13 protein-coding genes are annotated in these 13,268 nt (G+C 63.5%); 4 read left to right on the top strand and 9 right to left on the bottom strand.

Features of this window, described 5'->3' with window-relative positions; genetic code table 11:
* Positions 1-41: 41 nt before the first annotated feature.
* The 3 genes from ACHQ4I_RS11705 to ACHQ4I_RS11715 all read right to left on the bottom strand — a co-directional run bounded on the left by ACHQ4I_RS11705 (position 42) and on the right by ACHQ4I_RS11715 (position 3,198).
* The gene (locus ACHQ4I_RS11705; RefSeq protein ID WP_420771726.1) at positions 42-329 is read right to left on the bottom strand and encodes a hypothetical protein; all 288 of its coding nucleotides are present in this window, start codon (positions 327-329) and stop codon (positions 42-44) included.
* A 263-nt stretch (positions 330-592) separates the two neighbouring features.
* Positions 593-991: a DUF7144 family membrane protein gene (locus tag ACHQ4I_RS11710; RefSeq protein WP_420771727.1), complete on the bottom strand. Its 399-nt coding sequence runs from the start codon at positions 989-991 to the stop codon at positions 593-595.
* A gap of 86 nt (positions 992-1,077) precedes the next feature.
* Positions 1,078-3,198, bottom strand: coding sequence for an MMPL family transporter (locus ACHQ4I_RS11715; RefSeq protein WP_420771728.1), 2,121 nt, complete (start codon positions 3,196-3,198; stop codon positions 1,078-1,080).
* A 474-nt stretch (positions 3,199-3,672) separates the two neighbouring features.
* Between ACHQ4I_RS11715 and nrdF the strand changes: the two genes are divergently transcribed.
* Positions 3,673-4,635 carry a class 1b ribonucleoside-diphosphate reductase subunit beta gene (nrdF, locus tag ACHQ4I_RS11720; RefSeq protein ID WP_364508639.1) on the top strand — a complete coding sequence of 321 codons (963 nt, stop codon included), beginning with the start codon at positions 3,673-3,675 and terminating at the stop codon, positions 4,633-4,635.
* 63 nt (positions 4,636-4,698) lie between these two features.
* On the opposite strand, the gene ACHQ4I_RS11725 is transcribed toward nrdF, so the two are convergent.
* The 3 genes from ACHQ4I_RS11725 to ACHQ4I_RS11735 form a co-directional block, all read right to left on the bottom strand.
* Positions 4,699-5,037 carry a hypothetical protein gene (locus ACHQ4I_RS11725; RefSeq protein WP_420771729.1) on the bottom strand — a complete coding sequence of 113 codons (339 nt, stop codon included), beginning with the start codon at positions 5,035-5,037 and terminating at the stop codon, positions 4,699-4,701.
* A 165-nt stretch (positions 5,038-5,202) separates the two neighbouring features.
* Positions 5,203-6,567 carry a magnesium transporter gene (gene mgtE / locus ACHQ4I_RS11730; RefSeq protein ID WP_420771730.1) on the bottom strand — a complete coding sequence of 455 codons (1,365 nt, stop codon included), beginning with the start codon at positions 6,565-6,567 and terminating at the stop codon, positions 5,203-5,205.
* A gap of 358 nt (positions 6,568-6,925) precedes the next feature.
* Complete coding sequence (locus tag ACHQ4I_RS11735) at positions 6,926-7,435, bottom strand: hypothetical protein (RefSeq protein WP_420771731.1); 510 nt, start codon at positions 7,433-7,435, stop codon at positions 6,926-6,928.
* A gap of 160 nt (positions 7,436-7,595) precedes the next feature.
* Between ACHQ4I_RS11735 and ACHQ4I_RS11740 the strand changes: the two genes are divergently transcribed.
* The 3 genes from ACHQ4I_RS11740 to ACHQ4I_RS11750 all read left to right on the top strand — a co-directional run bounded on the left by ACHQ4I_RS11740 (position 7,596) and on the right by ACHQ4I_RS11750 (position 10,084).
* Entirely contained in the window at positions 7,596-8,588 is a 993-nt protein-coding gene (locus ACHQ4I_RS11740) for an LLM class F420-dependent oxidoreductase (protein WP_420772656.1), read from the top strand.
* A 97-nt stretch (positions 8,589-8,685) separates the two neighbouring features.
* Positions 8,686-9,030 carry a hypothetical protein gene (locus tag ACHQ4I_RS11745; protein ID WP_420771732.1) on the top strand — a complete coding sequence of 115 codons (345 nt, stop codon included), beginning with the start codon at positions 8,686-8,688 and terminating at the stop codon, positions 9,028-9,030.
* A 61-nt stretch (positions 9,031-9,091) separates the two neighbouring features.
* Positions 9,092-10,084, top strand: coding sequence for an LLM class F420-dependent oxidoreductase (locus tag ACHQ4I_RS11750; protein ID WP_420771733.1), 993 nt, complete (start codon positions 9,092-9,094; stop codon positions 10,082-10,084).
* A 127-nt stretch (positions 10,085-10,211) separates the two neighbouring features.
* Here ACHQ4I_RS11750 and nrdE read toward each other — a convergent pair whose 3' ends face one another.
* Genes nrdE through ACHQ4I_RS11765 form a run of 3 tightly spaced genes read right to left on the bottom strand, consistent with a single transcriptional unit; the run spans position 10,212 to position 13,099 of the window.
* Positions 10,212-12,317 (bottom strand): class 1b ribonucleoside-diphosphate reductase subunit alpha, encoded by a 2,106-nt coding sequence (gene nrdE / locus ACHQ4I_RS11755; protein WP_420771734.1) that lies wholly within the window; start codon positions 12,315-12,317, stop codon positions 10,212-10,214.
* A gap of 38 nt (positions 12,318-12,355) precedes the next feature.
* Positions 12,356-12,817 (bottom strand): class Ib ribonucleoside-diphosphate reductase assembly flavoprotein NrdI, encoded by a 462-nt coding sequence (gene nrdI / locus ACHQ4I_RS11760; RefSeq protein ID WP_420771735.1) that lies wholly within the window; start codon positions 12,815-12,817, stop codon positions 12,356-12,358.
* Between the two features lie 48 nt (positions 12,818-12,865).
* A complete protein-coding gene (locus ACHQ4I_RS11765) occupies positions 12,866-13,099 on the bottom strand; it encodes a redoxin NrdH (protein WP_040693941.1) in 234 nt (77 codons plus the stop codon).
* Positions 13,100-13,268: the final 169 nt, after the last annotated feature.

The following is a 13,268-nucleotide window of genomic DNA, read 5'->3' on the forward strand; positions in this document are numbered from 1 at the left end:
GCTGATCGCCCCGAATGCGGATCAGCGCCTCGGCGGCGTTTCTACGACCGGGTGGCGTTATTCGACGTCCACAGTGATTTGAAGAACTGGAATATCAGGATGACGGGCAGGATGAATGCCTTGAAGATGATGAAATAGGTGCCGCCCTCGAAGAAGAAGGCCAGGTAGAAGCCGTAACCGAAGAACAGCACACCGACGATCGCGTCGAATGCGCGCATACCCGCGCTCTGCGACTTGAAGTAACTCATGACGATCAGCGCGATTCCACTGACGAGCAACAGAATCACATACCACGAGAACAACGGGTCGGCACTGAAATCCAGGTTCATGGATATCCCCAATCATGTACGGAAACAACAGAGTTGGGTGATACCCCCGATGAGAACCCCCCGAACTGCGATGAAGAATGCCACAGCCGACGAATCCACGCAAACGATAGGAGACGGCGGCGCTCTGGGGCGGCGGGGCCAACGGCCAATACTGGAACTCCGAGCCGTCGCACCGCGGCGGACGCCGTCCGGAAATGAGTCGGCCCCCGATCCGCACTCGACGGATCGTGGGCCGATGCGACGAAACCCTTTGCGCGACTGCCCTATTCGGGTCCGAGCTGGCGCGCCAACGCCCAGATGATCAGCACATCGATGGCGATGATCACCAGCGACCAGAACGGGTACATCGGCGCGAACAGGAAGTTGTCCAGGATGCTGATCGAGGCCATCACGATACCCGCCAGATAACCCCAGGTCTGCCCGGTGACGATGCCGATGCCCGCGGCGATGATCAGCACCGCGATCACCAGGTGCACCCAGCCCCAGGCCGAGACGTTCACCTGGAATACCTGGTCTTCGGTCAATACGAAGAAGTCGCGCTTGGCGATGGCCGCGATGGCGGCGAGCAGATGCATCACTCCGGCGATCAGAATCAGTACGCCCGCGAAGATCGTCATGTCATTGAGCGCGGGTCCGGTCTTGGTCGGGCCGGGACTGGTCATAACACACACTCCTTCCGAAACGCGTGGTAATCAACGGCCACAAACTAACCCCCGGCACGCCCGAAACGCGGGAGCCCGTCGGCGGGTCAATTGCTGAGACTGGCCTCCGGCTCGCGAGCCACCACCACGCTGGGCCGGGCCAGCGCACTCGGCCACCAGATCCGATCGCCGATATCCAGGGTCAGGGCGGTGACCAGGATCGAACGCACGATCACCGTATCGAGCAGCACGCCGACGGCGATGACAATGCCCATCTCGGCGAAGGTGACCACCGGCATGGTCGCGAATACCGCGAAGGTGCCCGCCAGCACCAGCCCGGCCGAGGTGATCACCCCGCCCGTGGCGGCCAGACCGATGAGCGCGCCCGCCTTGGTGCGATGCTTCTGTGCCTCCTCGTGCACCCGCGACATCAGGAAGATGTTGTAGTCGATGCCCAGCGCGACCAGGAAGACGAAGGTCAGCAGCGGCAGTCCCGCGTCGGAGCCGTTGAATCCGGCCAGATCGAAGATCCAGCGGCTGAGCCCGAGCGCGGCGAAGTAGGAAAGCACCACGGTCGCGGTGAGCAGAATCGGCGCGACCAACGCGCGCAGCAGCACCATCAGGATCACCATCACGATGACGAGCACCACCGGCACGATGACCCGATTGTCATGGGCCACAGCGCGTTTGATGTCCAGTACAACGGCGGTCTGCCCGCCGACCTTGGCCTGCGGATCCGCCGCGTGCACGGCCGCGCGCACTCGATCGATGGTGGCGTCGGCGGCCCGGCTGTCCGGCGGATCCGAGAGCGTGCCCTCCAGATAGACCAGATCGTCCTTGACGATCGGCCGGGTCGGCGCGGTAATGCCGGGTGTCGATCCCAGTGCCGTGGCGACGGCATCGGCGCGCGCGGACGTGGCGACGACCATGACCGGTGTACCGGTGCCCGCCTCGAAATGTCGTTCCAGCACCTCGGTTCCGGTGACCGCATCGGAGGAGCCGACGAAGGCGTCCTTATTCGCGATGCCGTTCGACTCCAGCCCGGTGACACCGAGCGCGAGCGCGCCCAGTGCCAGCGCGGTGCCGATCCAGACGGTGCGCGGGCGCCGGGCGATGGCGAATCCGACCCGCGCCCAGATGCCGGATTCGGTCTCGTTGACGGTGCCGAAATTCGGGTGCCGCGGCCAGAAGATCCATCGACCGACGATCACCAGCAACGCGGGCAGCAGCGTCGACATCGCCAACAGCGCCACCGCGATCCCGATGGCGCAGACCGGCCCGATGCCCTTGGTGGAGTTCATCTCCGCCACCAGCAGGGCCAGCATCGAGACGATCACGGTGGAGCCGCTGGCCAGGACGGCGGGCCCGGCGCGGTGCAGCGCGACCGCCATCGCCTCGTGTTTGTCGGGATGGCGGCGCAGTTCCTCCCGATAGCGTGCAACCAGAAGCAGTGCGTAGTCGGTGCCCGCGCCGAAGACCAGGACGGTGAGGATGGCCTGACCCTGCGCACTGACCGTCAACCCGAGCTTGGTCGCGCCGAATACCGCGGCCTGCGAAATCGCCAGCGCGAACCCCACGGTGAGCAATGGCAACGCCCACAGCATCGGACCGTAGGTGGCCAGCAGGATGACGATGACGACCGCGGCGGCCGAGTACAGCAGCAAACCGTCGACGTTCTTGAACGCCTTGCCGAATTCGGCGGCGTACCCGGCCGGTCCGGTGGCGTAGAAGGACAATCCGTCGGGTCGCTCGCCCGCCGCGTCGTTGACGGCGCCGACGACATCGGTCAATCGGCTCCAGCCCCCCGACCCCATCGAGATCGGCACCAGAATCTCCAGCGACTGACCGTCCCCGGACGGAATCGGGCCAAGCATCTTATCGGCGACCACATGTTCGACCTGCCGGAACCGAGTGGCGTCCGCACCCACCGCGAGCCGGTCGGCCTCGGTGATCCCGCTGCGGCGCTCGTACACCAGCACCACCGGAACCTGGTCACTATTGCCGAACTTCTCGGCCATCTTGAACGCCTGCGTGGATTCGGCGCTGTCCGGCAGCCAGTTGACATTGTCGTTCTTCTGCGCGCCCGTGAGCTTTCCGGCGAAGCCGCCCAGTGCGAGCAGGGCGATGACCCAGACACCGAGCACCACCCATTTGCTCCGGCGGCCACTCGGCACGCGCGAGAGTCGGCCGAGCAGATCGGTCATATCCGGATCGGTCGGTGCGGACATCGGGCCCCCTCGGTCGCCGCCACGGTGATCTTTTCGAGCGCCCGCAAGCAGTCGCTGGCGGCTGGCAACGATGCTACTGCCGGGTTCTGACATCCGCGAGCAAAAATGTGACTCTGCGCCCACTCCGCGGCTGCCGAGCAGGCCGATTCCACCAACGGATTTCCGCCAGCCGCGACAGCAATCTCGGTGCTGGCACGGGGACCACAGCGTCCCCTGCGGACTGGGCCCACGACCTACCTATCGGCAAACCGCGGGCGACCACGATGACAGCGCCGGTATCGATGCGCGGATTTCGCGCCGCGTGCCGCACAATGGGTGCCGCACGCGGTGGTCACCGGCCTTTCTGCGCCATGGTGGCAGACGCCGCTGCGACACAAGGTGTTGTGCTGCACGGACTTGTCACCCACAAGGAGTAGTGTTCAGGGGTAGGCAATTCCGTGACGGCAGCGTGCTCGGGAAGGGTGTGGAGGCAGGATGAAACTGATCGATCGGGTGTCGGCCATCAACTGGAATCGGGTGCCCGACGAGAAGGACGCCGAGGTCTGGGATCGCCTGACCGGCAACTTCTGGCTGCCCGAGAAGGTGCCGGTGTCCAATGACATTCCGTCGTGGAACACCCTCACCGCCGACGAGAAGCAACTGACCATGCGGGTCTTCACCGGCCTGACGCTGCTGGACACCATCCAGGGCACGGTCGGCGCGGTTAGCCTGATCCCGGACGCCGTGACGCCGCACGAGGAGGCGGTGCTCACCAATATCGCGTTCATGGAGTCGGTGCACGCCAAGAGCTACAGCTCGATCTTCTCGACGCTGTGCTCCACCCGCGAGATCGATGACGCGTTCCGCTGGTCGGAGGAGAACCGAAACCTGCAGCGCAAGGCCGAGATCGTGCTCGAGTACTACCGCGGCGACGATCCGCTCAAGCGCAAGGTGGCCTCCACCCTGCTGGAGAGCTTCCTGTTCTACTCCGGCTTCTACTTGCCGATGTACTGGTCCTCGCGGGCCAAGCTCACCAACACCGCCGACCTGATCCGCCTGATCATCCGCGACGAGGCCGTGCACGGGTACTACATCGGCTACAAGTACCAGAAGGGTCTGGAACTGCTCGGCCAGGCCGAACGCGACGACCTCAAGAACTACACCTTCGAGCTGCTTTTCGAGCTCTACGACAACGAGGTCGAATACACCCAGGACCTCTACGACGAGGTCGGCCTCACCGAGGACGTCAAGAAGTTCCTGCGCTACAACGCCAACAAGGCCCTGATGAACCTCGGCTACGAGGGCCTGTTCCCCAAGGACGAAACCGACGTCAACCCCGCCATCCTCTCGGCACTGTCCCCCAACGCCGACGAGAACCACGACTTCTTCTCCGGCTCGGGCTCCAGCTACGTCATCGGCAAGGCCGTAAACACCGAAGACGAAGACTGGGAGTTCTAACCCCTACCCGCACAACGAAATCCGGCTCGGCCATCAGGCCGAGCCGGATTCCTTCGCCTGAAACTACTTGTCGCCGTTGGGGTTCCGCAAAATCTGCAGAATCTGAGCAACATCCGACTTGAGCGTGCCGACATCCGACTCTATCGATGCCAGTCGTCCATTCATCGCATCTTGACGCGACGCCATATTCCCGATGTCGACATTCATTGATATCAAGCGCGACGCCACCGAACGGCCATCCAAATCACCGATGCTGGTGCGGATGTCGCCCATACTGGTGTGGATCGCAGCTAACTGCTCGTGGATTTGCGTCACCGTCACAGTATCCCGGGTGATCTGGTGATCGCGCCACAGTTCTAGCGCACATACCCGTTGTTCAAGAGACTTCCAGCCAGTGCTCATGGTCGAACCCTCCCCTTGGCCACTTCGGTATCGAAAACGTGTTCGACAATAGCGTTCGGCTCTGACACCGTCCAGGCTTCGGTCGGAATGCTGTGCCGACACACCGGAGACACGCGGGCCATCCGCTCGAGAGACGGCAACCCTTGTGCGTCAGGGGGATTCGCCTCAGATGCCGAGGACCAGTTTGGCCGTGGTGAAGTAGATGATGAGGCCGGTGGCGTCGACCAAGGTGGTGACCATCGGGGCCGAGACGACGGCCGGGTCGATGCGGAACCGCTTGGCCAGCAAGGGCATGGTGCCGCCGATGGTGGCCGCCCAGCCGCAGATGATGACCAGGGTGATCCCGACGACCAGGGCGGTACCGGGGTCGACGAACAGTGCGCCGATGGCGACGCCCGCGGTGGCCAGCATGGTGCCGAGCACCAGGCCTACCCGACATTCGCGCCAGATCACCTTGAACAGATCCGAGCCACGTACCTCGCCGACGGCGAGCGCACGCACGCACGCGGTCGCCGCCTGGGCGCCCGCATTGCCGCCCGCGCCGATGAGCAGCGGAATGAACAGCGCCAGGTGCGCCGCCTGCTGCAGGGTGCCCTCGAAGAAATCGGTGACACTGACCGTCAGGGTGGCCGCGAACAGCAACAGCAGCAACCACAGCGCGCGGTAGCGGGCCAATTGGAAGACCTTGGCCGCCATGTAGTGGCCCTCCCACGGCGCGGAACCCGCCTGCTTGGCGACATCCTCGCTATCGGCGGCCTCGATGACCTCCACGGCGTCATCGATGGTGAGCAGCCCGACCAGCCGGTCCTCACTGTCGACGACCGGCAGATTGATGACGTTGGTCTCGCGCATCAACCGCGCCGCCTTCTCGGCCGAGTCGGTGGCGCGAACGAACGCCGGTTCGGTGACGACGAGATCCGACACCATGGTGTCCGGCCTGCTCAACACCAGCTCGCGCAGTTCGACAATGCCGGTGAGGCGGCGACCGGAGTCGACCACGGGCAGCGTGTACACCGTCTCGGCATTGACGCCCTTGATCCGCACCGTCTGCAGTGCGTCGGGAACGCTCAAATTGCGGGGCAGCGCGACGACTTCCGGCGTCATATAGAGCCCGACCGACCCCTCCGGATAGCCGAGCAGCGCGGCGGTCATCCGCCGTTCGCGCGCGCTCAATCCGGCGAGCACCTTCTTGGCGACCTTGGCGGGCGCCTCGCGCAGCATTCTGGCCCGGTCGTCGGGGGCCATGCCCTCGACCAGCTCGCGGAAGCTCTGATCGCGCAGACCTTCCAGAATCTGTTGCTGGTCAACGGGTTCGAGCTCCTCGAAGACGGCAAGCGCCAGATCCTTATCGAGCAGACGAAAGGCAACGCCCGCCTGGACGCCGTCCATACGTGCGAGTTCGTCCGCGATGACATGCGGCGGTTGGTTGTCGAGCCAGTCGAGTGCGGCGTCGACACGGTGAGTGTCCGCGATGTCCTGCAGGGATGCGGACAGCGTCGGACGTGCTTCGATGAGATCGGTCTGCGACATGGGAGGTCCTCAGCACACGGCGAGTAAGCGAGTGAATCGAAAAACACGAAGTCACACCGCGGGCACCGACCCCACGACCGCTAACCCGAGAAGCTATGGCTCCTGGACGCTAACGACTGCACGAAGGGGCGGCGCCGCGCGGCCTTCGACTGGGAGGTTCGCTGCGCATGGCAACCCCACCTCCTCATCGCCGCCGCAGCGCCGTCAGCACTGCAGATTTCCCGAATGCGCCGCCCGGACCGGGCCGGCAGCACAGCTTCCGGTTGAAGGATACATGTGGCGGCGCGGGTATACACAGTCGAATCGCGTAAAGATCGACGACCTCTCGCTCGGCTATGACCGGTACCACACCCGGGTATCAGGATGCCAATGTCACGCCGACGGCGATCTCGACATCGGGCCACGTCGGCGTGTGCTCGACCCACTCCGGCGCCGGCTCGGCCTGCACACCGAACAGGTACAGATGCGGCACGAGATCCCGCAGCGCCCGATGCACCTCTAGGCGATCGTCGATCATGTGCGTGATCCCCAATTCGGCGCAGTGGATCGCCTTGTCCGCACGCTTGCGGCAGAACCGCACGCTGTCGCGCGCCACCCCGGTCCGGTCGTAGAACCCCTGGTGATCGAGCCAACGCAGGGTGCGTTCCTGGACCCGGGGCCCGCATTTGGAGATCACCCACACCCGGCCGCCGAACCGCTCGGCCAACCGCGCCAATACCTCGAACGCGTCATCGGTAGGCGGCGTGGCCAGCGCCTCCGCGATACCCCCGGAGAGAAAGACCGTATCCGCGCCCCCATCCGGCAGGGCGGCCCCCTGAATGACTCGGCCGAAGTCCACTCCGAGTCGATGTTGTCCATAACTATTCATCACTATTCCGATCCAGCTTGACCCGAATCGCCCGCCGATGCCAGCGAATTGACCACCGAGTTGGACGCAGACGGCGCAGAACCCTTGCTCGGACCCTGCGAAGCCGGAACAGTTGCCCGATTGCGACTAAGTTCGGTCCAAACATATGAAGGAGAGATCTGTGCGCTTCGGCATCTTCATTCCCCAGGGGTGGCGGCTGGATTTGGTCGGTATCGACCCGGCGGCGCAGTGGGGGGTGATGCGCGATCTCGCCCAGCGGGCCGATGCCGGAGATACCTGGGAGTCGCTGTGGGTGTACGACCACTTCCACACGGTGCCGGTGCCGACCGAGGAGGCGACGCATGAGGCGTGGACGCTGATGGCGGCGTTCGCCGCCACCACATCGCGAATTCGGTTGGGGCAGATGTGTACCGCCATCAGCTACCGCAATCCGGCCTATCTGGCGAAGGTCGCCGCGACGACGGATCTGATATCGGGTGGCCGGGTCGAGATGGGCATCGGCGGCGGCTGGTACGAACACGAGTGGCGCGCTTACGGTTACGGATTCCCGTCCGCGGGTGAGCGGCTCGGGCGGCTCGATGAGGGCGTACAGATCTTCCGCCAGGCCTGGACCGAGGGCAAGGCCACCCTGGCTGGTAAGTACTACCAGGTCGACGGCGCGATCGTGCGGCCACTTCCATTGCAGGAGGGCGGAATTCCGCTCTGGATCGCGGGCGGCGGTGAGAAGAAGACCTTGCGGATCGCGGCAAAGTACGCCAAGTACACCAACTTCAGCGGCGCACCCGACGACTTCACCCACAAATCCGAAATCCTGCGCGCGCACTGCGCGGACGTCGGCACCGATTTCGACGCCATCGTGCGCTCCTCGAACTTCAACGCGGTCATCGGATCCACCGAAACCGAAGTCGAGGAACGCCTTTCGGCCCTACAGGCCCGCTTGGCCACGGTAATCACCGACGCCGGCGCCAAATCCTTCGTCGACGACATGCTCCGCCCCTCCGCCGCCGTCGGCACCCCCGAACAGCTCGTCGAGCGACTGTCCCCCCTGCGCGACCTCGGCCTCTCCTACGCCATCTTCAACTTCCCCGAATCCGCCTACGACACCTCGGGCATCGAACTCTTCGAACGCGAAGTGGCCCCCGCCCTGCGCTGACACCACCTCCAAGCGGCGGCCGCCCTACGGCGCCCGCCGCTTTTGGTACGACACCGCTGGCACAATGGTTGTCGAATACGATTCACGGTGACCGTGAATGCACGACTTCGGGGGGATTCCGACTGTGTACCAGGACAATTCGACAGACGGCCGCCGTGCCGACCCCGGGACGGGTCCGTCATCAGCCGACGACCGAACCAAGCGCATCGCGCCCGCATACTCGGTCATCGGCGAATGGGGCCACGAGCAACCGGCAACCTCCGGCAGTGGGGATACTCCTGCCGCGGTAAAGGCACGCTTCGAACGCACCGCGGATGGGTCGTTGCGCTACGTCGACCCGATACGCAAGACCGACCGCGAGTCCACCCTGTGGCAACTGATCAAACTCTGGCTCTTCTCAGCCTTCGCCGTCATCACGACCCCGCTGCAGTTCATGGGTTGACCTCGAGAAGCGCCCCGCCCCTGTAATGAGCAGCTTCGGCAAACACACGAAGGAGATATCTGTGCGATTCGGGATCTTCATTCCGCAGGGGTGGTGGCTAGATCTGGTTGACATCGCCCCGGCGGAGCAATGGGGAGTGATGCGCGACCTCGGCCAGCGAATCGATGGGAGTGACACCTGGGAGTCGATCTGGGTCTGTGACCACTTCCATACGGTGCCGGTGCCGACCGAGGAGGCAACACATGAGGCATGGACTTTGATGTCGGCGTTCGCCGCGTCGACGTCGCGGGTGCGACTTGGCCAGATGTGCACGTCGATCAGCTATCGAAATCCCACCTACCTCGCAAAGGTCGCAGCGACGGTGGACCTGATCTCTGGCGGCAGGGTCGAGATGGGCATCGGCGCCGGCTGGTACGAACACGAATGGCGCGCATACGGTTACGGTTTCCTACCGACTGCTGAGCGGCTCGGTCGCCTGGACGAGGGCGTGCGGATCTTCCGACAGGCATGGACCGAAGGCATAGCAACCATGAACGGCAGGTACTACCAGGTCGACGGCGCCATTGTCCGGCCTCTTCCGCTGCAGGAAAGGGGAATTCCACTGTGGATCGCTGGTGGCGGGGAAAAGAAGACCCTGCTCATCGCGGCAAAGTACGCCCAGTACACCAACTTCAGCGGCGATCCCGCAGAGTTCACCCACAAATCCGAAGTCCTGCGCGCCCACTGCGCCGATGTCGGAACCGATTTCGACGCCATCGTCCGATCCTCGAACTTCAACACGATCATCGGATCAACGGAAGCCGAGGTCGAAGAACGCCTTTCCGCAGTGCAGGCCCGCATTGCCACCGTCGTCGGCCCTGACCAGGCGACCGCCTTCGTCGACAACATATTTCGGACCTCCCGCACCGTCGGCACCCCCGAAAAGATCATCGAAAACCTCTCCGAGGTCCGCGATCTCGGTCTGGGCTTCGCCATCTTCAACTTCCCCGAAGCCGCCTACGACACCTCCGGCATCGAACTCTTCGAACGCGAAGTAGCCCCCGCCCTGCGCTAGCCGATCTGGTCCGCAGGAGATCGATCCACCGACCCGAGGTCCATACTGACCGGGTAACTGGCCGCACTCCGCTGCTCCCCGCTGAAGTAGGCCCGCGGCAATGGAAAGCGGGCCTACTCGACGTGACTCACAGCATGCAGGACACGCAGCCCTCGACTTCGGTTCCCTCCAAAGCCATTTGGCGCAACCGGATGTAGTACAGGGTCTTGATGCCCTTGCGCCAGGCGTAGATCTGGGCGCGGTTGAGGTCGCGGGTGGTGGCGGTGTCCTTGAAGAACAGCGTCAGCGACAGGCCCTGGTCTACGTGCTGGGTGGCGGCGGCGTAGGTGTCGATGATCTTCTCGTAGCCGATTTCGTAGGCGTCCTCGTAGTACTCGAGGTTGTCATTGGTGAGGTAGGGCGCCGGGTAGTAGACGCGGCCGATCTTGCCTTCCTTGCGGATCTCGATCTTCGACGCCACCGGGTGGATCGAGCTGGTGGAGTGGTTGATGTAGGAGATCGAGCCGGTCGGCGGTACGGCCTGCAGGTTCTGGTTGTAGATGCCGTGCTCCATGACCGAGGCCTTCAACTCGAGCCAATCGGCCTGGGTCGGAATGTGCACGCCCGCATCGGCGAACAGCTGACGCACCCTATCGGTCTCGGGCTCCCACACCTGATCGGTGTACTTGTCGAAGTACTCGCCGGAGGCGTATTTGGATTCGGGGAAGCCGCCGAAGTAGGTGCCGCGCTCCTTCGCGATCAGGTTCGAGGCCCGAATCGCGTGGTACACCACGGTATAGAAGTAGATGTTGGTGAAGTCGATGCCCTCTTCGGATCCGTAGCGGACCCGCTCGCGAGCCAGATAACCGTGCAGATTCATCTGCCCGAGGCCGATCGCGTGGGATTCGTTATTGCCCTGTTCGATCGAGGGCACCGAGTAGATATGGGTCTGATCCGAGACCGCGGTCAGCGCCCGGATCGCCACCTCGATGGTCCGCGCGAAGTCGGGTGAATCCATCGTCTTGGCGATGTTCAGCGAGCCGAGGTTGCACGAAATGTCCTTGCCCACCTTGGCATAGGACAGATCGTCGTTGAACAGCGACGGCGTCGACACCTGCAGGATCTCCGAGCACAGATTCGAGTGGGTGATCTTGCCCGCGATCGGGTTGGCCCGGTTCACCGTGTCCTCGAACATGATGTACGGGTAGCCGGATTCGAACTGCAGCTCGGCAATGGTCTGGAAGAACTCGCGCGCCTTGATCTTCGACTTGCGGATCCGCTTGTCGTCGACCATCTCGTAGTACTTCTCGGTGACATTGATATCGGCGAACGGCACGCCGTAGATGCGTTCCACATCGTACGGCGAGAAGAGGTACATATCCTCGTTCTTCTTCGCCAGTTCGAAGGTGATGTCCGGGATCACCACGCCCAGCGACAGTGTCTTGATGCGGATCTTCTCGTCCGCGTTCTCCCGCTTGGTATCCAGGAACCGGTAGATGTCCGGGTGGTGCGCGTGCAGGTACACCGCGCCCGCACCCTGGCGCGCACCGAGCTGGTTGGCGTAGGAGAACGAATCCTCGAGCAGCTTCATGATCGGGATGACGCCCGAACTCTGGTTCTCGATCTTCTTGATCGGCGCGCCGTGCTCGCGAATGTTGCTGAGCAGCAACGCGACACCGCCGCCGCGCTTGGACAGCTGCAGTGCGGAGTTGATCGAGCGCCCGATGGACTCCATATTGTCCTCGATGCGCAGCAGGAAGCACGACACCGGTTCGCCGCGCTGCTTCTTGCCCGAGTTGAGGAAGGTCGGGGTGGCGGGTTGGAAACGGCCGTCGATGATTTCGTCGACCAGCTTGCCCGCGAGCACCTCGTCACCGGCGGCCAGCGTCAGCGCGACCATGACCACGCGGTCCTCGAACCGCTCCAGGTAGCGCTTACCGTCGAAGGTCTTCAGCGTGTAGGAGGTGTAGTACTTGAACGCGCCGAGGAAGGTCGGGAACCGGAACTTCTTGGCATAGGCCTGCTGGAACAGCGACTTGATGAACCCGCGGCTGTACTGCTCGAGAACCTCTGCCTCGTAATAGTTCTCCTCGACCAGATAGTCCAGCTTCTCGTCCAGATTGTGGAAGAAGACGGTGTTCTGGTTGACGTGCTGCAGGAAGTACTGGTGCGCGGCCTCACGGTCCTTGTCGAACTGGATCTTGCCGTCGGCGCCGTACAGGTTCAGCATCGCGTTGAGGGCGTGGTAGTCCATGACCTCGCCCGCATCGGCGGAACGGACCGGTGGCTGCTCTAAGCGAGCCGTTTTGCCGGTCGGTGCTGTCGTTGCTGTTGCCAAAACAATCCCAATCCCTCTCGGACGCGCTCGACGTCCTCAGCGGTTCCCATGAGTTCGAAGCGATACAGGTAGGGCACCCCGCACTTGCGCGAGATCACCTCGCCCGCATAGCAATAGGTATCGCCGAAGTTAGTGTTTCCCGCCGCGACGACGCCGCGCAGCAGCGCGCGGTTGTGCGGATCGTTGAGGAACTTGGCGACCTGTCGCGGCACGAAATCCTTATCGGATCTATTTCCCCCCAGGACGTGCCGACCGCCCCCGTAGGTGGGGACGATCAGCACGTAGGGTTCGTCTACCCGTAGTGAGTCAGCGGTGTGCAGTGGTATGCGAGTCGCCGGGAGTCCCAGCTTCTCGACGAAGCGATGCGTGTTCTCCGAGGCGCTGGAGAAGTAGACCAGCGCTGTCCCTGAAGACATGGCTGCCTCCTCCCCTTTCCATCGGATGCACCGGAAAGCTGGATGCGATCAGGCCGCCACGGTCGCGAGCGACTTGATGCGGTCGGGCCGGAAGCCGGACCAGTGGTCCTCACCGGCGACGACGACCGGAGCCTGTAGGTAACCCAGCGCCATGACGTAGTCACGCGCCTCGTCGTTCTCGGAGATATCGATGACTTCGTAGTCCACCCCGGCCTTGTCGAGCGCCTTGTAGGTGGCATTGCACTGGACGCAAGCGGGCTTGGTGTACACGGTGATGGTCATTGATGTCCCTCTCTCCTATGCCTGATCCACAGCCTGTGATCCGTATGCTGATCGTTTCGAGCGACCCGCAGGAGTCGCTGGCGATGCTGATCCGACCGACACTGCGCAAACTCCTGGATCGGTACCTGAAATCCCTGCTCAGCCGCTCGGGGCCGAAGCTGATCTCATT

This window comes from Nocardia nepalensis, assembly GCF_048910785.1.
In the GTDB taxonomy this organism is placed as follows: domain Bacteria; phylum Actinomycetota; class Actinomycetes; order Mycobacteriales; family Mycobacteriaceae; genus Nocardia; species Nocardia nepalensis.